The 21,403-nt window shown below is 36.6% G+C and carries 22 protein-coding genes; 2 read left to right on the top strand and 20 right to left on the bottom strand.

What is annotated here, in order from left to right:
• Positions 1 to 40: 40 nt before the first annotated feature.
• Both VB620_RS18595 and VB620_RS18590 read left to right on the top strand, forming a co-directional pair.
• A complete protein-coding gene (locus VB620_RS18595) occupies positions 41 to 1,462 on the top strand; it encodes an ATP-grasp domain-containing protein (protein WP_323197639.1) in 1,422 nt (473 codons plus the stop codon).
• A gap of 135 nt (positions 1,463 to 1,597) precedes the next feature.
• On the top strand, positions 1,598 to 2,659 hold the full coding sequence (locus tag VB620_RS18590) for a D-alanine--D-alanine ligase family protein (RefSeq protein ID WP_323197638.1): 1,062 nt from the start codon (positions 1,598 to 1,600) through the stop codon (positions 2,657 to 2,659).
• Between the two features lie 112 nt (positions 2,660 to 2,771).
• On the opposite strand, the gene VB620_RS18585 is transcribed toward VB620_RS18590, so the two are convergent.
• From VB620_RS18585 to VB620_RS18490, 20 genes are all read right to left on the bottom strand, one after another.
• Positions 2,772 to 3,272, bottom strand: a complete 501-nt coding sequence (locus VB620_RS18585; protein ID WP_323197637.1) for a DUF3122 domain-containing protein — start codon at positions 3,270 to 3,272, stop codon at positions 2,772 to 2,774.
• Between the two features lie 84 nt (positions 3,273 to 3,356).
• Positions 3,357 to 3,848, bottom strand: a complete 492-nt coding sequence (locus tag VB620_RS18580; RefSeq protein WP_323197636.1) for a DUF1499 domain-containing protein — start codon at positions 3,846 to 3,848, stop codon at positions 3,357 to 3,359.
• Positions 3,849 to 3,990: 142 nt separating this feature from the next.
• A complete protein-coding gene (locus VB620_RS18575) occupies positions 3,991 to 4,569 on the bottom strand; it encodes a WcaF family extracellular polysaccharide biosynthesis acetyltransferase (protein WP_323197635.1) in 579 nt (192 codons plus the stop codon).
• Positions 4,556 to 5,143, bottom strand: coding sequence for a YdcF family protein (locus tag VB620_RS18570; RefSeq protein WP_323197655.1), 588 nt, complete (start codon positions 5,141 to 5,143; stop codon positions 4,556 to 4,558). The genes VB620_RS18575 and VB620_RS18570 overlap by 14 nt, the downstream gene beginning before the upstream one ends.
• Positions 5,144 to 5,173: 30 nt before the next feature.
• Positions 5,174 to 5,938, bottom strand: coding sequence for a glycosyltransferase family 2 protein (locus VB620_RS18565; protein WP_323197634.1), 765 nt, complete (start codon positions 5,936 to 5,938; stop codon positions 5,174 to 5,176).
• Between the two features lie 55 nt (positions 5,939 to 5,993).
• On the bottom strand, positions 5,994 to 6,803 hold the full coding sequence (locus VB620_RS18560) for an FkbM family methyltransferase (RefSeq protein WP_323197633.1): 810 nt from the start codon (positions 6,801 to 6,803) through the stop codon (positions 5,994 to 5,996).
• 151 nt (positions 6,804 to 6,954) lie between these two features.
• Entirely contained in the window at positions 6,955 to 8,148 is a 1,194-nt protein-coding gene (locus tag VB620_RS18555) for a glycosyltransferase (RefSeq protein WP_323197632.1), read from the bottom strand.
• Positions 8,148 to 9,512 carry an O-antigen ligase family protein gene (locus VB620_RS18550; protein WP_323197631.1) on the bottom strand — a complete coding sequence of 455 codons (1,365 nt, stop codon included), beginning with the start codon at positions 9,510 to 9,512 and terminating at the stop codon, positions 8,148 to 8,150. The genes VB620_RS18555 and VB620_RS18550 overlap by 1 nt, the downstream gene beginning before the upstream one ends.
• A 10-nt stretch (positions 9,513 to 9,522) precedes the next feature.
• Positions 9,523 to 10,581 (bottom strand): glycosyltransferase family 4 protein, encoded by a 1,059-nt coding sequence (locus VB620_RS18545; protein ID WP_323197630.1) that lies wholly within the window; start codon positions 10,579 to 10,581, stop codon positions 9,523 to 9,525.
• 31 nt (positions 10,582 to 10,612) lie between these two features.
• Positions 10,613 to 11,251: a class I SAM-dependent methyltransferase gene (locus VB620_RS18540; RefSeq protein ID WP_323197629.1), complete on the bottom strand. Its 639-nt coding sequence runs from the start codon at positions 11,249 to 11,251 to the stop codon at positions 10,613 to 10,615.
• Positions 11,252 to 11,270: 19 nt separating this feature from the next.
• On the bottom strand, positions 11,271 to 12,398 hold the full coding sequence (locus VB620_RS18535; protein ID WP_323197628.1) for a glycosyltransferase family 4 protein: 1,128 nt from the start codon (positions 12,396 to 12,398) through the stop codon (positions 11,271 to 11,273).
• A 13-nt stretch (positions 12,399 to 12,411) separates the two neighbouring features.
• A complete protein-coding gene (locus VB620_RS18530; RefSeq protein ID WP_323197627.1) occupies positions 12,412 to 13,164 on the bottom strand; it encodes a glycosyltransferase family protein in 753 nt (250 codons plus the stop codon).
• Positions 13,165 to 13,196: 32 nt separating this feature from the next.
• Entirely contained in the window at positions 13,197 to 13,892 is a 696-nt protein-coding gene (locus tag VB620_RS18525) for an FkbM family methyltransferase (RefSeq protein ID WP_323197626.1), read from the bottom strand.
• A 56-nt stretch (positions 13,893 to 13,948) separates the two neighbouring features.
• Positions 13,949 to 14,923 carry a hypothetical protein gene (locus tag VB620_RS18520; protein WP_323197625.1) on the bottom strand — a complete coding sequence of 325 codons (975 nt, stop codon included), beginning with the start codon at positions 14,921 to 14,923 and terminating at the stop codon, positions 13,949 to 13,951.
• Positions 14,924 to 14,967: 44 nt separating this feature from the next.
• On the bottom strand, positions 14,968 to 15,936 hold the full coding sequence (locus VB620_RS18515; RefSeq protein ID WP_323197624.1) for a glycosyltransferase: 969 nt from the start codon (positions 15,934 to 15,936) through the stop codon (positions 14,968 to 14,970).
• A gap of 121 nt (positions 15,937 to 16,057) precedes the next feature.
• Positions 16,058 to 16,888: a glycosyltransferase gene (locus VB620_RS18510; protein ID WP_323197623.1), complete on the bottom strand. Its 831-nt coding sequence runs from the start codon at positions 16,886 to 16,888 to the stop codon at positions 16,058 to 16,060.
• 87 nt (positions 16,889 to 16,975) lie between these two features.
• Positions 16,976 to 18,181: a glycosyltransferase gene (locus VB620_RS18505; RefSeq protein ID WP_323197622.1), complete on the bottom strand. Its 1,206-nt coding sequence runs from the start codon at positions 18,179 to 18,181 to the stop codon at positions 16,976 to 16,978.
• Between the two features lie 8 nt (positions 18,182 to 18,189).
• On the bottom strand, positions 18,190 to 19,224 hold the full coding sequence (locus VB620_RS18500) for a glycosyltransferase (RefSeq protein WP_323197621.1): 1,035 nt from the start codon (positions 19,222 to 19,224) through the stop codon (positions 18,190 to 18,192).
• A gap of 19 nt (positions 19,225 to 19,243) precedes the next feature.
• Complete coding sequence (locus VB620_RS18495) at positions 19,244 to 20,467, bottom strand: glycosyltransferase (RefSeq protein ID WP_323197620.1); 1,224 nt, start codon at positions 20,465 to 20,467, stop codon at positions 19,244 to 19,246.
• A gap of 163 nt (positions 20,468 to 20,630) precedes the next feature.
• Positions 20,631 to 21,221, bottom strand: a complete 591-nt coding sequence (locus tag VB620_RS18490) for a methyltransferase domain-containing protein (protein ID WP_323197654.1) — start codon at positions 21,219 to 21,221, stop codon at positions 20,631 to 20,633.
• Positions 21,222 to 21,403 lie beyond the last annotated feature (182 nt).

Here is a 21,403-nt window from a genome sequence, read left to right as displayed (position 1 = left end):
CACAGAGTTTAGAGGAATTTACTTTTTTATTAAAAGATTTATGGCACAATCGGTTTCATTATCTGTGGGGACATCTCCCACCGTAGCAACGGGTGTGGGGGTGAAGTTAGTGGGTTTATTTAAGACCCTGGGTACTCTGACGTTATTATTATTGGCTTTGCCGTTGAACTTTTTGATAGTATTGATATCTCTGCTGTGGGGTATTATGCGATGGGCTACGCCCCGCCTTTGGCGATCGCCGTTCCGCAAAAAAGCGGTGGTTACAGCTAATCCTCAGACTATCTTAGTCAGTGGCGCTAAAATGACCAAAGCGTTACAACTGGCTCGTTGCTTCCATGCCGCCGGACATCGAGTTATTCTGATTGAAGGTCACAAATATTGGTTATCTGGTCATAGATTCTCTAAAGCTGTCAGTGCTTTTTATACAGTTCCCGCACCGCAATCAGACCCAGAAGGCTATATCCAGGCGTTGGTAGACATCGTTAAAAAAGAGCAAGTTAACGTTTATGTGCCTGTATGCAGCCCTGTAGCTAGTTATTACGACTCATTAGCAAAACCTGCACTCTCAGAATACTGCGAAGTTTTCCACTTTGATGCAGATATGACGAAGATGCTAGATGATAAATTTGCCTTTACAGAAAAGGCGCGATCGCTCGGTTTATCTGTCCCCAAATCCTTTAAAATCACAGATGTACAACAAGTAATCAACTTTGATTTTAGTCAGGAAACCCACAAATATATATTAAAAAATATCGCTTACGACTCAGTTCGCCGCTTAAATTTAACCAAACTACCCTGCGAAACCCCAGAAGAAACAGCAGCCTTTGTTAACAGTTTACCCATCAGTGTAGAAAACCCTTGGATTATGCAAGAGTTTATTCCTGGTAAGGAGTTATGCACACATAGCACAGTCCGGGACGGAGAATTGAGATTGCATTGCTGTTCAAACTCTTCCGCATTTCAAATCAATTATGAAAACGTCGAAAACACTCAAATTCGGGAATGGGTGCAACACTTCGTGCAGAGTTTGGGGCTAACTGGACAAATTTCTTTCGACTTTATTCAAGCAGAATCCGGTACAGTTTACGCCATTGAATGCAACCCCCGTACCCATTCCGCCATCACCATGTTCTACAATCATCCTGGTGTAGCAGATGCCTATTTTGGTAAAACACCCCAAACCGCACCCCTAGAACCCCTAGCCAGTAGCAAACCCACTTACTGGATATATCACGAAATTTGGCGACTGACTGGTGTGCGTTCCGGTCAACAATTGCGAACAGCCCTAAATACCATATTCCAAGGCACAGATGCCATTTTGCAGTTAGATGATCCTGTACCATTTTTAACCCTGCATCATTGGCAAATTCCCCTACTCTTGCTGAAGAATCTCCAACAACTCAAAGGCTGGGTAAAAATCGACTTCAACATTGGCAAACTTGTAGAACTAGGTGGCGATTAAAAAAAACGGCGTTGTTGAACTAAAGTATAAAATTCCAAAATCACCTTTATTTTCTTCCTACCTTTGCGCCTTTGCGCCTAACGCACTTCGTGCTTCGCTTCGCTGATGCGTGACACTAATCCATATTAATAAACTATGCCATTACTTCGTATCTTGCATTTAGTTGGTTCTGCGGACAATAATTTTTACTGTGATTTGTCAAGGCTTTACGCCCAAGATTGCCTCAGTGCGATCGCCAACAGATCATGCTATGATTTTCAGATTGCATACATTACACCTGATGGCCAGTGGCGTTTTCCTCGCTCCCTAAATCGAGAAGATATCGCCATCTCTAAATCTATGCCTCTGGTAGATGCGATCAAATTTCTCTCGCAGCAAAACATTGATTTAGTATTACCACAAATGTTTTGTATTCCGGGCATGACCTACTACCGCGCTTTGTTTGACCTGCTGAATATTCCTTACATCGGGAATAAAGCTGATATTATGGCGATCGCAGCTCACAAAGCTAAAACAAAAGCAATTGTAGCAGCCGCCGGTGTCAATGTCCCTCATGGAGAATTGCTCCGTCCCGGAGATATACCGACTCTCACACCTCCAGTAGTGATTAAACCCGTAACCTCAGATAACTCTTTAGGAGTGGCGTTAGTTAAACAAGTTAGTGACTATCCGGCCGCTTTGCGAACAGCCTTTGAATATGCAGATGAGGTAATTGTCGAAAAATTCATTGAACTCGGTCGAGAAGTCAGATGTGGGATTATTGTCAAAGATGGTGAGTTAGTGGGTTTACCCTTAGAAGAGTATTTGGTAGACCCTGATGATAAACCCATCCGCAGCTATGCTGATAAACTCAAACAAACCGATGATGGTAATTTAAGTTTTAGTGCTAAAGATCAGGTAAAATCTTGGATTGTAGACCCCAAAGATCCCATCACCCAAAGGGTGCAGGAAGTGGCGAAGAAGTGTCATCAAGCTTTGGGTTGTCGCCATTACAGTTTATTTGACTTCCGCATCGACCCCCAGGGAGAACCTTGGTTTTTAGAAGCTGGTTTATATTGTTCTTTTGCTCCCAAGAGTGTTATTCCCTCTATGGCTAAAGTTGCGGGAATTTCTCTGAATGAGTTGTTAATGATAGCTATTAATGAAACCTTGGGAAATCTTGGTGAAAACCATTTAAAATGTGAGCAAACAATTTAATCGGCGTTGCTGAATCAAAGTATGAAATGCCAAAATCACCTTGATTTTTCTTAGTTCCTTTGCGCCTTTGCGCCTTTGCGTGACACTAATTCATATCTCAATTCAGCAAACCCTAATTAATTTCTGTTACTAGCCATTGCCACTCAGTCACTACATTATTGGGAATTTTGAGAACCAATGGCGTTCCGCTTGCAGTGGGTACATACAACTTGAGTGCATCGGTGGTGGGTAATTGGGGCAGAATATTAGTGACTTCATATTCACCCACATTAGCAGCAGGTGCTGTTAAACCATAAGCATCGGATGCACTCAACAATTTTCCCGATGCTGCTTCAATTTCTAATGGTTGGGGGTGAGCAATTTCAGCGACACCAGGAAAACCCACCACTCGTAATCTTAATTCTTTGACAGGATTATCGTAATTTTGTTTAAATAACACCACCTGCCAAGCGTAGCCTTGATCATCTTTAATAGATACTTGGGAGTGATAGTGCAGAACACCGGGAGAATCATGATGTTCCCGCAATAATGCTTGTGCTGATTCTCCAGCCCATCCGACAAAAGTCAATGCTATGAGGATTACTAGGACGCAACGCCACAAATGTTTCTGCATTTTTCCCTTGAGATGAACACTCAATGTTTATTCTACATTTTTTAGAGTGCGATCGCATCCCCGACCTGAGCCACATTTACCAAATTAAATATTTAAATCCTGTAAAGCCAGCCGAATTTGCTCCATACGCCGGCGATTAACCCCCAAATCCGATTCTCCCACACGAGATGCCGACCGGAGATGAATCACTGACTCATCAGCAGGTAAATAAAACTCCACATCATCCACAAATTTAAAGATGCGGCTTTTAGATAGAGCATGAATATAATTATCTGTCTCTTCTATCACCTCAGTGCGGGGAACAACACCCAGAACTTTGAGTAAAGTTTCTCTAGCCGCTTCCCGGTCAACATGATATTCAATTGGCTCAATGGCGTGTTTATCATCAGCACCTTGGCTAACAACACAGTTATTTGAAGCGGGACAGGGACTAAGATGACCACCGTTCACCCCCAAACCAGAAGCATCCGCCCAACTGGGGGAAGGAAAGAGCAAACCACTAACTAGAGTAATAAACATCACAAAAGTAATTATCCGTAGCAGTTGCTGTTGAAACGCCGTTAGCAAATAGGACATAATCTATTGATTTCTGAAGATTTAAATAGCACACCATTATTTTCCCTCATTTTGCCTGTTTCTTCCTAGTTCCTGCTTCCAGACAACTTCATGATTTTTAATTTAGTAATAACCCAAAAAATCCTCACAGCCTCCAGAACCCTCATAACTCTGTGTCCTCTGTGCCTCTGTGGTTACTTTCTTCCCACTTTCTTTCCTTAATTGCTACTGCCGGATTACCAGCATAAATCGTCAGAGATGTCAATGATTTAGCAGTAACTCCACCGAGAGTTAACACAGCACCTCTACCAACAGTTACTCCCGGTCCAATCATAGACCTAGCTGCAATCCAACTACTTTCTTGAATATGAATTGGCGCAATTTTCAACTCAAAATGTGGATGACTCCAGTTATGATTACCTGTGCAAAGATACACACCCTGAGATATGCAAGCATGACTTTCTATTGTCACATGGGCGAGGTTATCTATCCAAGCATCTTCCCCAATCCAAACATAATCACCTAAAGTTAACCGCCAAGGGAACTTAACTCGAACTCTGGGTTTAATGCGAACACCTTCCCCAATCCTCGCGCCAAACATCCGTAATATTGCTACCTTCACAGATGACATAGGTAGCCAATAACTCTCAACTAAGGGAGAACCAAGGAAGTACCACAATAGCTGTTTCCAGTAGGGTGCGCCAGTGGTATAATTTCCCAGGGTGTATTTATCTAGCTGCATAGGATGGGTTACGAAAACGAGGGTGAAAGCTAGCTCCTGTACGACCTGATATCACCCACAATAGGGAACGTCCACTATCTCTGACGATGCGAACAATGGATTCTCTCGGTTGGTCTTCGGGGATAGATATGGGGGTAAATGTGATTCCTTCACTACCTAGAACTATGGTAGCTATGGCTTTGGCTCTGGGGAGATGATAGTCGGAGGTAATTAAGTAGATGTGCTGGATTTGGTGCTGCTTTAAATCTTCCACCAGGGTGGTAAAGTTGGTAACTGTGTCCACAGCACGGTAATCGAGGTGGAGGCGGTTTTGGGGAATATTTGCCTTTTTAAATATGGCTAGGGCTTGTTTGGGGGGGATACCGCCAGAAACCCAGATATCTAACTGGGGATGTTGTTGGGCAAATTCAGCCGTAAATTCTTCTCGTTCTGGACCGCCGCCAAGGGTAAGGATAGCTTGAGGATGGGGAGATTGCCAAGAGGCGATCGCAGTTCTGAGGGGAATCATGCTGAATAATGCCAGGAGTAAACCTGCTATAGTTAGAAACCAATATTTCTTGTTCAGCTTCAACATGGCAGCCACTAAAATTAGTGTTAACAACTATTATTTTAGTTTCTCTGCCTCAATTAAATGTATACTGAGCATAACTTCTGCCAATACACGCTGCCAGGCGTAGTATATACCATGCCATCCATCCAGAATACCACCTTTGAGGATGAGGCAATAAATTAAGATTATGAATGGTGCGAATATTTTTTGTTTACGGATGCGATCGCTTAAACTAAGTTCATTATTAGGTGTTTCCAACAGCTTTTTAGTTTCAATCACCATGTAACGTTCTTGCGCCCATAGCCAACGATTTAAAGGTTTGCGATCGTCATGATAAATGTATCCTGAAAGTTGACCAGACTTCCCTTGATTTTCTAGCAGTTGGGTATGACCATCATCAATATAAATAGCTTTATCTTTGCGAAATAGAAATTCTCTAGGTGGGAGTATCGTACCCCGTAAAGGCTTACCGAATACACAATATTTAAATCTGCCAAAGTAGCCATCAATACTACCATTTGCAGGTAAATTTTTGATTTCAGTAATCAGTTCATTGGTCAGAACATAATCTGCATCCAGAGACATAACCCATTCTGATGTAACCTGTTCTAAGCCATAGTTCCATTGAGTAGCGTGGGTATCAAATTTGCGTTGAAAAACTTCCACTTGAGGGTAGGAAGAGAGAATTTCTAAAGTTTCATCTGTACTATAACTGTCAATGACAACAACTTTAGTTGCCCAGCAGAGACTTTGGAGAGTGCGCTTAATATTAGGTGCTTCGTTGTAAATCAGGATAAGCGGGGTAACTTGTTCTAGCATTTAAACTACGATGATAGTCAATTCAAATTTCAATAAACATTTTCTAAATTATCATTTAGAGTGGGTTTTCTGGGGCTATTGCTAGAAGAGAAAATAAATTTCCGTCTGTTTTTACTAGTTCTCTGCCATCCCATAACGAAAAATTATATGATCTCAGAAAATTAAGCAGTTCTTGTTTATCTTTATCGGCAAAACCATCTAAATATACTGCCTTAATTCTTTTTGCATCAAACCATGAACTTGCTCCTTTGAGAACTGACATTTCTTGTCCTTCAACATCTATTTTCAATATAATTGAATTACCTTTTATTGCTAATCTATCTAGTCTTTGAGATTTTACATTAGTAACTTTATTTTTAAAGTTATATTTCGAGGCATTTTCTAGAGTTGTAAAAACATGAGATACGGCTCCTTCACAAAACTCCAATTCACCTTCTGTATCTGATATTGCAGTATTATATATTTTAAACCCATAATTCTCTGCATTATTTTTTAGACGTTGATATGTATCTGGATTAGCTTCAAAAGCATGGATATCTAAATCAGGTAATATTGACTTATAACGAGATAATAATGATGAAAATATACCTATATTTGCTCCCACATCTATGAAAGTATCGCCTGCTGATAAAATTGCAGAAATATTTAATAATACAGAAATTTCATCACGAAGTAGGCTGCTTGTATTACAAATTCTAGATGCTCTATAATATCCATTCTCTTTAATGGAATTAATCAGTAATTTTCTATCGAAAAGATTAACTGTAATATTATTATCACCAAACAAAATTGTTATTAATAATTTTCTTAACTGTGGGTTCTTGTTATAGAATTTGTCAATTAATAACCAAAAAAATGAGTTCATAGTTATGATATCCTTGTTTTATTCATGTAAATTATGTGAAGAGAGAGATAAATCCTGTATCTAAAAGTTGATTTCAAGTAGTGGTAAACCAATCTTCATCTAGGTATTGCTATAGCTTAATTCTTTTTCAGATATCTCTATTACTCAAATTTTAATTGGCATTTTTGATTGTACGGTCACTGATAATATTTTTATATACTGAAACCATTTTGGCTGCTATAGTATCCCATGTATAATTATCTAGGATAAATTGCCGAGCGCGATCGCCAGTCGCTTTTGCATCTTCAGGATGATTGAGACAGTGTTCTATAACCTTGGTAATTTCTAAAATATCTAGTTCGGGAACATAACCAACCTGATTTTCCTTAATCATAGACGCTAAAGCCACACCAGGAGTCACGATAGTCGCTAAACCTGCTGCCATTGCTTCCAATACAGCCACTCCAAAATTTTCAGAATGAGAAGTTAAAACAAAAATATCCGAGCCTTGTAGTAATATATCTTTCATTTCACCCGTCACAAATCCAGGACGATGGGTACAATGCTCAAGGTTGTTAGTTTTTAATAGTTCACTAACTTCAGCTTCATATTCTGAAGAACCATTACCTGCTAATATAAAGCTAAATTTCTGCCCTTTTAATTTACTCAGAGCCGGAATTAGATAATCTAAGCCCTTTTTATAATGTAACCGAGATAAAAATAAGATAATTCTTTCTTCTGGAGAAATATTAAATATTTCCTGTAATTTCTGACGAGCATTGTGGATTTGGGGAGTAATTTCTAAACCTAATGGCATGACAATAGGTGTAACTCCCAGATTCAACCCTGCAATTTCTTGAATTTCCTTTATAGAAGTTAGTTGTAGAATGCGACTATGTTGTAGATTACTTCGTTCTATCAAGGATAAATATATCTTTTTTTTCAGTTTGCTCTGTTGCAAAGACCACTCACACAGTAAACCATGAGGTTGATTAATATAAGGTATTCGCTTCAATCTAGCAATGATCATAGCCACAGTTGAACTATATGAAAATAATGCATGAATATGCACTAAGTCATACTCGCCAATATTCTTCCAAAGCCATTTTGTCAACTCCCAAGAAAAGGCAAATTCACGGACAAAAGAGACTTGGGGCGAGAAGCGGGGGAAGAACCAAGTAGGAATTTGTTGATACTGCGTTAGTTCACATAATGGTACATCAAGTAAATCAGTACCATTATCGTTCGTGGTTACTAGTTCTACATTAATTTCCCTAGTGTGTAAAACTTGCAGCATTTCTATGACGGCCTGGCTGGCTCCTCCACGATGCCAACCAACAGAAGGAATCACATGAAGAATCCTCATTATTTAGATAAAAACATATAATTTGGCTGATGCTGGGATCTAAAATAATCATACTCTTGCTTTGCAACTTCTAGGAGATAGTTGCCAAGTATAAGATATAAAAAAACCGCAAGAATCGAGAATGTGAGATTACCTAGAAGATAAGCTTCAGAAATACCACCAACTAGCAGAGAGAGTAATCCAGCCATGACAGCACTACATTTTAAATAATAATCAGGTCTCATTTTGGAGAGTTTGTCTAGCTTAAAAATCATTTTTAGGGAACTCCAAGCAAACATAAACATTGGCAAAGCACCAACTAAACCCAAACTTCCGAAAACTCCTAACCATGAACTTTCACCAAACCGCAGGCGATCGCCTTGGAAGGGTGCGCCAAATAGTGGGTATTTTAGAAATAGATTCCAATAACCACTCCAAATATATGAACGAGTACTGGTATCTGTACCATCCCATTTGCTCCAAGTATTTGATAAGAGGTCTGATGTACCTGCACTTGTAGAACTGAGGTCAGGTAATAAAAATGCTGCAACCACACCTACAATTAGAGCTATTTGTAAGAACTTCCCTCCCCTATAACGGAAGAAAATTAAAACTGAGACAACAGCCATAATTGTACCTGTGCGGGAGGCTGTCATTAATAAACCCAATATTGCTAACCCCAAAAATCCTGCCCATATTCCCTTTATCCAGAGATTTTTTTGCTGAAAGAACAAAAGTAAAAAACAAGGTATAGTCGCAGTAATTAAAACAGCAGTATGGTGAGGATTGCCACTAGTTCCTAAGAACCATCCATGCACAAAAGTAATAGCATACAAGTCCCTTGATGCTTGATAAATGTTGGCAATACCAAATATTACCCCTACCATAGCGATCGCCCACACCCCTAGTTGGAAGTTATGGTCATTTTGCAGCCATCGAGAAGGACCGAAAATCACCATTAAAACTAATCCCCCAAAGGTAGCAGCACTTAAAAAAGCAAATCCTAAATCTCCATAGACTAATATTTTGAAAAAAATTGCACATTGAACTAGGATAATATAGATAATTGGCTGGGGTATAAATTTTTTTCGCCATGTATTCTTGGTATTGAAAGCAATAACAATTAATAAACCTAATAATACTATTGATAATGGTCTTCCCAATTCACGAATTTGTTGTAATGGAAAAACTAATGCTGGAGGTTCTGTGATAAATTCGTTGGCAAATTTACCCAGGGATGCAGCAAAACCAAAAACAGACACCAATAACCAACCCAAGCGCGGGCGTTTTTGATTAGCTTGAGAAACTACAAATAAGCCACCAAGCATCAGCATCAAACCCAAGGGACTAGCAATTACACTAACTAGTTGATTGACAAAATCCATATATACCTAATTACTGCACAGATTTAATGATCTTTAACCAACGCTCTGCCCATTGATCTGATCCATAGGGTTCTGCAAAGCTCTGGGCGCGTTTTCCCCACCTTGCTAAATTACCATAAGAATTATGTATTTCCACTAATGCTTGAGCCAAGGCTTGATCATCAGCAGGAGGAATAATTATACCGTTATATCCAGAACGAATGACCTCTACAGAAGAACCACAAACCTGAGTACAAACAACAGGTAAGCCAGCCGCAGCAGCTTCCACCAATGCTAATGGCCAAGGATCAAAGCGGCTAGGTAATATAACAACCCCGGCATTTAGCCAAATATCTTTCATCTCGCTGGGTTGCACAAAACCTCGGTTTTCAATACCTGGTTGCGATCGCAGATGAAATTCTAATTCACCTTTACCACAACAAATTAAATGCCAAGGATCTTGAACTTCTCGGCGATACTGTTGATATGCGGCTGCTAGAATATCTATGCCCTTATCGTGGCTATATCTTCCTACGAACAAAAACGAACGTGGCCAGGATGACTGGTTCCGTTGTTCCCACAGAGGCGACCAAGCCTGATAATCTATTCCATATAGTCCCAAAGAAATATTTTTTAACGGTATTCCCAAACGTCGAGCATACTGCCAACTGCGATCGCCCGTAACAACTACATGAGCCATTCTCTGTAAATAAGAGCGCAACATCCAAGGAGCTAAATACTGCTTCCAATTGCCCCACCAAGGCGTATCCATACCCATGATGAAACTCACATCTTGTAGTTGCTCAGAGAAAGCTAATTGACGATAGGGTGAATGAAACCATCCACTCAGCACTATGACATCGGGACTTTGTTCAATGACTAATTGCTCTATTAATTTGGCTTTATTTCTTTCTTCTAAATCCAGAAGACAGTGAGGAATACCTTGCATTAACTCATCAGCAAAAGCAGTTTGAGTCCGAGCTTGGAAAGCGATGATAAATAATTCGATCTCCGGTATAGCTTGCAATGCTCGCCAGCAAGCTGTCATGTAACCAGAAATATCAGACCAACAGAAAACAACTTTGGTCATGAATAATATATTCTATAATAGTTACTGTAAATCACTTTTGGCACTGAATCCCTAGTTCTAAAGTCCATCTTTCTGGGTCTTCAACATCCTTGAACAAATCAATCCCAGAATCACCAAACTTAGCTCTACGAATGTTTTGAAAACCAGCTTTGCTCAATTCCAAAGATAGAGAATTGTAGTCATACATCCACAGATGAGTGTTACTAGCTAACCAATCTTTGATAAAACTCAGTATATCTCTTTGCCTATTTTCTTTTCCTAACCAAGTTATTCTCATAAATTCATGAGCAGCTTCAGGAGTATTCGAGTTTATGTATGTTTTTGCCATAATTTCCAAATCAGGAACTACTAATCTAAAAATACCTCCCGGTTGTAGATGCCTATAGCAATTAGATAAAGCATTACGCAGTTCTTCTAAACTTATATGTTCTAAAACGTGAGAACAGTACAATAACTCTATACTTTCATCAGGAACTGGTAAACCTTGAACAATATCACCATATTTAACAATTTCTGGATAACGTCCAAAAGGTCCAGATGGAACTAAGTTGCCAACAATAGGCAATCTTTGTAAGCGCATAGCTGGGCTGGAATCAAAATTCAACCATTTTGGAGGAGCGCAAAGACCACAACCAAACTGAGTAAAGCGTGCTTCTGTTGCCAATAACATAATTCCTACCTATAGTCCTTTAAATGTACTCATAAAATGCTTTTTGAACAATATCAACACAGCTTGACCAAGTATACTGTTTTGCGTGTTCTTGTCCACGCTGACTATAATCTTGTCGCAATTGTGAATTTTCTTTAAGTTGAATCAGGGTATCAACGATCGCTGCTGTATCCTCTGGTTTAACTACTATACCTGCGCTACCAACTACCTCTGGTAATGAAGCGCGGTTACTGACTATTGCGGGAGTACCTACCACCATTGCTTCTATTGCGGGAATACCAAAACCTTCATAATGGGAAAGAAACAGCAGTGAAGAAGCACAACGCATCAGCCGTGGTAAATCACTATCTGGTACTATTCCCAATAGTTTCAAATTAGGTAAATCTTTAGCTGCTGCAATATATTCTGGTTCTGAATCTCCAGCGACAACAATTTGTATATCAGAATTTACATCTAGCAACCCTTTAGCTACATCTAGGACAAAATCCGCACCTTTTCTTAATCTTAATCCGCCAATAACGAAGGCATACGGATTGTTAACAGGTCTTTCTAACTTAACTGGGTCAATTGACGCAATATCATAAAAAGGCTGTTCTACACCACAACCGACAACCACTATTTTATTTTCGTCTGCTCCCAGTAATTCAATCATCCGGCGTTTAGAAAATTCAGAGATGGTAAAAACAACCTTATAATTAGTCAAAGCCTTATAAATCCACTGACTCCATTTATAACGAAACCAACGATGTTGTCTGGTATTCGACCAAGGTAAATCAGTCTCAAATGCTTGAATATCGTAAATAGTAACTGCGACTGGACAGCTTGAAACTGGAATATAGGTTTCCATTGGTGTGAATAGCCAATCTGTATTTTTAGAAAGGTAACTATCCATTTTAGGAAATTGCGCTAATTTCCACAGTCTCTCTGTTAGGTTTTCTGGGAAAGGAAAAGTTTTTAATGGTATATTTCGCAGAGGAGAAAGTAAATCAAGTTTGCCATCTGCTTGTAACCATTGTTTAGAACATAGTAACTCTAAGTTTATTGAGTCCTGTGATGTTAATCCCAGCAAGGTGTTGTTGATATGTCGTCCCGCACCTGTACACGGTAAATATGTGCGGGTGGGGTGGATATAGGAAATGATGTTCATCTATTCATTTAGGTTAAAGTCCAAAGTTCTCAACATGAGTTCTAGTGAGTGGACGAATACTAATTAGTTTCCACAAGGTTTTTTTGAAAGAAGACCAGTTGCGGAGAGAGTGGGACATTACACTTTCTGAATGACCAATCGTATAAATACTGTAGCGATATGGTATTGGTTGGAGTGGACGGTTTAACTTATTACAAGTTTTCACTAACAGTAAGTGTTCCCATAAATCAACAAAGTAATCGCTATCTGGAGTATTCATAGATTCAGGTAAGTCATTTTCTGTTAAATAAACAATGTGAGAACTAGCTGTAGTTAAGTGAAAATTATTTCGAGTAAAAATATATTTACTTCCTATCTCCCAGACATAACCTTTTGGCATATACCATCCATGAGATTTATTATAATTTTTTTTCACAAAATCTACTAAATCTCTATGAATAAAATCATCTGCATCCATTCTCATCACATAACCTGATTTAAATCCTTTTAATGCTATCATTCCTCGCTTGATTTTTAATTTTTGATCAAGAAATAATTCAGAGCGATTAGTTGGAATGGCAAATTGCTCACTAATTATTTCTAATCTTGAATCATTAGGATATTTTTCAGGTGGAGCATTACAAACTAAAATTATTCTTACATCTGAACAGCTTGAAGATAAAATACTATTGAGTGTACCAATGCATAATTTTGAAACAAGTGAATAGTCTTCAGATACATCAGGACTTTTTAAGGGAATAATAAATGTAACAACTGGAGATGTCATAATCATAAATTTAATTATGTTTTTATTGGTTATTAAAGGATATTCTCAGAAACTGCTAATATATCATAATCATATTCAATAAAGTTGTAACCTTGGGATTTCAAAAGTTCCCGTGCTTCAGTATACTGCTGTTTTGAAAGATGGAATTTTTCAAAATTAATAATATTAGGATGAATAATGTTTAAAAACATTTTCAAAATATCTAAATCTAACCCTTCTGTATCAATTTGTAATATATCAATTCTATTGATATTGTATTTTAAACAAAAGGTTTGAGCCGTTACTCCTTCAACCATAAATTTAGTCAGATCACTCTTATTTAAACCAAATCTTGAAAAATGAGATATATTAATAGACGCTTTTTGATCTAACTCTCCGCAAGAGTACATAGTTGTATATCCATCAGTATTACAAATAGCAGCCTCTATAATATGAACATTTCTTTTATTATCGTATTGTTGCTGAAGTTTGTAAACTGCTTTAGGTTGAGGTTCTACTAAATATGCTGCTTCATAGTTTTTTTTAGCAATTATATTACTCAAGTGATCATTTGCTAAACCATCAAATGATCCAATTTGGACGATAAGAGGTAATATATTTTTTGATTCAAGAAGAGCAAAAGAAAGTTCTAATAAATTTAGATTGCACTCAGGTGTTTTCCAAGATGGAATAATAGAGTAACCTAACCAACTAAAGAGTTGTCCAATGTAATAGTTTAGTTTTTGCATATTAAGAGTTATTGAGTGTTTATTCAGTAAGCATTATTTAATATTCAAGAATTAAATTACTTATCATAATTGCGTTTGATGTAATGATAGTAAAAATTAACATATTTTTTGGAAATGATTCTTTTAGGTATAGTTTTAGGCAGCATAAACATGAATTCTAGTGTGTAAATAATCAAAAAAATTAAATAGTTATAATTCTTTTTTGCAAAATACATTAATATCCATCTATGAGGTAATAAATCTCTCCATGTATATCCTGCCCAATGGACTAATATAACCTGTTTTTTATGGTCTAACCCTCCATAATCCCATAAATAAAATTTATCACTTTCTTGATAAATATGTCCAGATTGCCTTGCCCAACAATTTTGACAAATATCTCCTATTACTTCTGCAAAGTGACCATAAACCACAGGCTTCATATCACAGCAATAATTAATAAATGCTTGATCAGTATTACGGGGATTGAGTTGTTCACGGATTTTTAATGCTTCTGCTGTCAAATTTTCAAATTCCTCAATAGAAAAAAGTCCTTTTCGAGAAGCCCAACGTCCAGAATTAAAGCCTCTTCCTCGTCCTTGTCTTAATAGCTGTTGGCGGAATTGTCCTGGCTCATATACTTGGTTTATAGCACAGTCATAATGTAGGAAGTCAAAACCGAATTCATCAAGGGCTGTAATCAAAGGTGTGAGATTAGCTAAAACAACTTGACGAGCATCTAAATACATGAACCGATCCAATGGTCCCCAAAAAGCAGCATAGCGTCTGAACCAGTAATGTCCTGTCGGGGTGTATCCTAACTCAAAAGCTTTACCAATAGCTTCTAAACGGGGGAATGATGGGTCAATATATATTTCAAAATTGTATTGTGTTTGTAGTTGTAAGATGCGATCGCACTCTTCGTTAAAAGGAATTAAAATCAATCGTAAATCTGGGTTGAAAGTGCGGAAACTGTTGAGAAATGCGATTGTCCAATCGTAAACTTTATCATTCGCGGAAAAATAAACGCCTATACTTTGTTCCTCAGACATAACTTTAATTAAATAGTATATTATTCAATATATTCCATATTTGATTAACTGGAAATCCTGGGAATAAGTTGTCGTAGTTTATCAATCAATAATTCTGCCCAATAACTACCAAATAATTTGACTAACCAAGGATAAGGTTTATTTCCTGTTATACAGTTTTTTGAGTCTAGGTTACGAGCAGCATTAAAATATTCTTGTGCTTCCTTAACATAACCCTCTCGTAAAATACCACGTCCGAAAGCCCAAAAACGTTGAGCTAAAATTTTTCGTACTTCTAGAGATAAAGGTTTACCTGTCTGATTCTCTATGAGTTGGTGGTGTTTTTGTAGGGTTTGAAAGTGAAACATTGCTCCTTTGCTACTGTAGCCTCGTTGACTAATCCGGGCATTATCTACATACTCACGATATTTATATAGTGAACCAGGATAATGCAGAAATTCCACACCGGCTAACACTAAGCGCAGGTGTAGATCATATTCTTGACCTCTTGGTAATGAGGGATCAAAACCGCCAATCTCCAACAAATACTCGCGTTTGTGGAGGGGGCAAGAAGTTAAAGGACTATTGGCTAAAATGTGAGCAATGTTATCTTCGTCAGGTTGTCGCGGACGTAGGGGATAACTGGGTATAGGTTGAGTATGTTGATCAACCCAAATTGCGTCACCATAGACAATGGCTTTGCGTTCTGGTGAGAGTTTACTGGCTTGAGAGACTTGTGTTTCTAGACAATCTGGTAATAATACATCATCAGCATCTAGGAATTTTATATATTCACCTTTAGCTAATTCAATTCCTCTATTCCGTGCTAATGGTGCGCCGCAATTTTTGCCAGTTTCCCAGCGAATCTGATCACCAAAGGCTTTGATAATGTCTAGGCTACCATCAGTTGAACCATCATCAATAACAATTATCTCTATATGATTGTATGTTTGGTTGATTGCGCTGGCGATCGCATTTTCAATAAAGCTTTGGTTGTTATAGCAGGGGATAATAATGGATACTGAATATGACATAGAAAGATTGCAATTATATCTTTAATGAATTAAACGAGTGTTTTTGTAAATCTATAATTCTCAAGTTATCTAACCAAATTTCTCTTGGGTTAAATTGTTCCTGTGTCTGTGTACTCATACTTTAATTATATTTAAAGATTTTAGAAGTTATACTTACCTTAACCCTGTTGTAAAAACCTAAGAGAAATGTTTTTTGACTAATGTTAATATGATTAGTATCAAAGCCAAATTCTTTTATTCGCTGTAAATTTATAGTAGGCCAACCCATAACATCAGATGTCATATTGTTCGTATGTATTGTTTGCAACCAATAAAAACCATCATCAATATCTATAACTTTGATGTCGCCTAAATCATTATGGAAATAATTATAAACTATGTCTACAGTACCCATGTCAATTTTTGATATTAGACTTACAAAGGGATTAGAGGGAATTTTTTTCCATACTAATTCATAATAGGGATTAACACGCAATTGATAACCGTTTAATAAGTTTAGAGCAGTTTTATTATCCCTCAAAATAGATGAGTTGTAATCAATGTATTTTTGTAATCGTGAAATTGCTTGTCTATGAAAAGCATCATCTGAGTCAAGACGAGTTGTAACTATATGGGTTTCTTGACATTCAACTTTATTTAATACAAATTTTTTGACATCCTCAAGAAATAAAACTGCACCATGTACATAGCGAATTTCATAAGGAAAAGGACAAGATTTAAGCAATGTATTAAATTCATCTTTATATTTGTCCTTGGTATCTCTATCTAAATAAATTAACCAATGAAAGTTATTACAGTCCTGATTCAGGATAGATGGAAGACAGTATTCTCGAAATAAATTGAGGCGTTTTTCTATCCATTCATCTGTATAGATTTTATCTACAACTTGGAGTTTATCATTCACTGGCTTAACATTAAATCTTGTAACTAAAAAATGTTTGAATTTAGACATAACAAAATACCTCATTAAAACGATAATGTTGATCAAATTAACAAATAAAATGCAAGAACAATGCTAATAAAAATGTAAAAACCCTAATTAATTTTTGATTTGTTGATATAACTGCCAAATCAAGGGATATTTTCTAGCAAACCGATATATTATACCCTGTCTGGCTCTTTCAAAATTCACAACTTGCTTAACTGCTTGATTTTTTCTGGCATTATCTATTTTTGTTTCATTGAGAATGAAATCAATCTGTGCTGCTCTATCCATCCAATTAAAATTATCCTCTGCATAGCGACGAGCATCACGTTTCCATTTATGAATATTGCTGAATTCCCCTGCATAGAAATCTAATATTTCTGTAAGGTTTTGAATATTAGGAGAACATTGAGGCCAGTAATAACCATCATTGCGACTCCATAATCTATCTATTTTTGCAGCATAACTAACTCCCTGAATCACAAATTCATTCATCGGTGGGTTATCGCAAGTTACCAGGGGTAAGCCGCAAGCTTGAGCTTCAATCATAGGTAAGCCAAGCCCTTCTAAACGGGATGGTCCAACATATACATCTCCCAAATGATATAAACCTGGTGCTGTAACAGTCTTTTCGATACATTCAAGTGAACCTTGATCTTTCAGTTCCTGAATAACTTGGCTCTGTTCTGGTAGTGCTTTTATTAGGTCAACCTGACTATGGATAATCAGCTTTGCAGGTTTAGTAGTATTCTTGAAAGCTCCAATTACAAAATCAGTACCTTTGCGCTTGGGGCTATATCCACAAGAGTGGAAAAATGTAATTTTGTCTGCATTACTAGGTTCAAAATTTTGAGGTTTGAATATACTTGTGTTAGTTCCCCAAGGTACATAAAATGCTTGAGGATGCCATGAAAATGCTGCATAATGTCGTTTAGTGTTGCAAATCAAGAAGTCATAAGCAGTAAAAAATGGGATAGTTTCTTCTGTGTAGTAGTCAACATAAGCACCTGTTTTCAGTCCTAGATTGAGACACCAACTTAGTGGTTCCCACCATTGCTGCTCATTGAAAAATACAACATCAATGTTTTTGTGTTTAATCCAAGTTTCAAAATCTTTTTGATCGATTGCGGTTGGTACGGGTAAATTACTTATTTTTCCCCAGGTTACACTAGCATCATCCCAAATCGGATCACCTTTTGGATATTCACCTGCTCTAGCATAGATAAAGACATTGTGATTTAAACTAAATATTTGGCGATATTGACGAGAAACATAACCTGCTCCTCGCTCAAACCACATTGTTACAATACCAATATTCATAATACTCTTTAATGAGTGGATTTTTTGATTAAGTTTTGTTTAAGATAGCTTAAATAGCGGCGACTTTGAAACAATGTTGCATCCCTGAATTGCAGATATATTTCCCACATTTTTAACATTTGCAAATGTCTTTTTGCTATAGGATCATTTGCTGGTCGTGATAAGATTAGATAAGACCCAATCACTTGCTGGATTTGTTTTGCACGTTTTTTAAAAGTATGGTGCTGGATAACTTCTTGATAACCCGCTTCAGCTATAGTTTCCCTTTTGATAGGGTTATCTAAATAGTAAGCGATTTTTTCTTTTAAATCTTTGATATTCTTTGTTTCTACTAAATGAACACCATTTTGAAACGGATTTTCAGATGATAAAGTCTCTGTCAAAAGAAACCCTCTACAAGCAAGCGTTTCATAAACCCTAGTTTCTGTATCTAGAAAGTCTTCTCCATGAATATTTAAAATAATCCTAGCACGGTTAATTAAAGTAACCATATTTTCACCGAAAGCAGAACAGGTTGTGACTGAGAAGCTATCAGATAACTCAGAAATGATTTTTTGCCGTCTTGGTAGCAATGTGCCAACAAAGAGAATATCAATATCTTTGGTGATGCCCTCAATAGGTTTATGAAAATTCGGATCAATTGCACTTAAGAATAAGCTCATTTGATGCTGATTAAGCCAACCTTTATTTGCTACCCATTCCATGCAAGGTAAAGACCTAAAAAATATATGTTCAAATATTTCTGAATTTAGCAAATAATGTTGATTGACATTGCGAGCTACCAGTTCCGTAAACAGTAAAAACTTGGGTCGTTTAATAGCTTTTAGGATGTGCAAAGGAATTAGATAACCGCATCCCCGTTCTAAAAGAACGGCATCGAAATTTTCAGTTATACCGACGATATTTTTAGATAAAGCATAAGCATTTTTTTGATAATCCACACAGATAGTTTCCACCTCATTCTCTATTAAAGATTGATTTAAAAATGTTTCTAAACCCCAACCCGTATTAGTTTCTATTTTATTGATGTAAAGTAGTTTCATGCCGCCTAAAATAATAATTTTAATTTTCGTTTATCATTTCTATAGCTTGCTCTATTGCCAGGTTAAATTTTTCCTCAGCGTAGTCAATTAAAAACTGTTGATATTTTGCTTCATCAATTTTAAAATTGTGGGCAAGATGTATAATAGCCTCAACAATCTTATCTGGTTCTTCGGGAACAATTGCTTGCCAATTATAAGTATTTACAACTTTTTGCATTACATAACCATTGCCAACAATTACTGGTTTCCTCAGCTTGATACATTTTGATAACAGATTGCTACTAGATGAATGTTTCAGATATTGAAGATAGATAATATCAGAAATTTTTATTAGTTCATTAAACTCTTCTTCGTTTGGTATATAATAATCACATCTGATATAAGAATTTACTGACAATTTGAATGAAAGTTCTTGAATAATTTTTACTTCTTCTGCTGAGTAGCATTGCTCAGGTAAATGTCCAACTACAAGAATAAAATACTCATCTGGGTTTAATTGTTGTACTGATTTCAGAAATAGTTGTAAATTTCTTTTGGGTAGTAAAGCACCCGTTATAGAAATTATTTTTCTTCCAGATGCTAAATGCTGAACTTTATTAGCTATTTCTGAATGTTCAGTAACATTGACATCAACTATTTCTGGCAAAACGAAAAACTTATTTTCTTGAAAGCGAGTTTCAAAGAACTTGGTATACACTGGATGTAGATAAAGAACGGCTTTACAAGAGTTTAGAGAAAATAGCTTTTCTGCTACAAAGTGCTGACGACTTTTAAGTTTACCGAAAGAAATGGCTGATTGATAAGATGGTTGAATAGATAGTGCTACCCATTTAGAAGGTAATAATAGTCTAGCAACCCAAAGAGGAATAGATGGAATAGCTGAATCAGCATGGGCAAAAAAAACAGGAATCTCTTTACCAATTTGGTGCAATAAATTTTTGGTGTATTGCAGATTTACAATTGATGAGAATTGAAAGGTTGTTTTAGGGTATAGATTTAAGCAAATATTGTCAATTAAAGATAAAATTTTAAAAAATAATTTATCTATCAGTGATAGTTTAGCTTCTAATACATGACAATTTTGTAAGTTTAATTCTTGTAACCATTGATTAAGTGCTGAATTGTCTTCACAGGAAGCATAAACAAATAAGCCAGATTTTGTTAAAGATAATAAAATGTTTTTGAAATATATTTCATGATGTCCTTTCCATGTAGAAATATCAATTAACAAAATTGTTTTCATTTTATTATAATTGAACATATTTTTGAAATAGGACTTACGCATTTTAACGAAACATCGGGGTTTGAGATTGCTTCCTTACGTCGCAATGACAATATTTGAAGTAGGTTTTGCGTAAGTCCTGTGAAAAAAATCCCTATTTAATTAGAGATTATTTATAAAGGCTTTAATCTAAGATTAAAGTTTTTCTGATAATTGAGTTTAATATATGAGCAAATTTTTCCCTGAATCCAAGTTTACTCTTATTACCTAATTCCCATTTTGGCATTTTATATATTTTGTCTGATTGATATGAACTGATGTTCAATGATTCAAAATTATTCAAAGGATAATATGGAACAAATGTATCTTCTAAAAAAGAATTTATTTCATCTTCCCAATATATTTCTGTGACCATACTTTCCCTAAAGAAAGCAAACAATAAATTATTTTCTTCAATAGATATGACTTCTTTTAGAACTCCGATTTTTGGAGAAAATTTCAATGATGCCTGTATATCGTCAAAAGTTACCCACCATAAATGACCATCATGATTATTCAGAATCAAGTTATCAAATAGAGGTGTTGGAACTTCTATATATCCTCTAGATGAAATTCTCATTAATTCAGTGCAGAATTTGATTGGTTTAGTTACGTGTTCTGCTACATGGCTGGCAAAAACAAAATCAAACTCTTTGTCGTTAAAAGGAGTAGAACAAGCATCACCACAAATGAAATTTATTTTGCTGTTTTCATAATACTGTGTTAAGTCTTGAATATCTAACGCAGTGCTTGCTGTGTCAATTGGACGTTTTCCACATCCAATATCAAGAGTAAGCGTTCAGGGGGTATAAAGAAGAAGAAAACAACCCCCGAAGTCAAGCAATCAAATTATGCAGCTTTCGACAAGTCAGAATCATCAGAACAAGCAGTAGCTTCTGGAAGCAGAGAAGGAGTGGC

This window comes from Nodularia harveyana UHCC-0300 (assembly GCF_034931085.1).
Taxonomy (GTDB): Bacteria; Cyanobacteriota; Cyanobacteriia; order Cyanobacteriales; family Nostocaceae; genus Nodularia; species Nodularia harveyana.
Note: the sequence above shows the minus strand (reverse complement) of the source record. Positions and strands in the feature narration are given on the sequence as shown.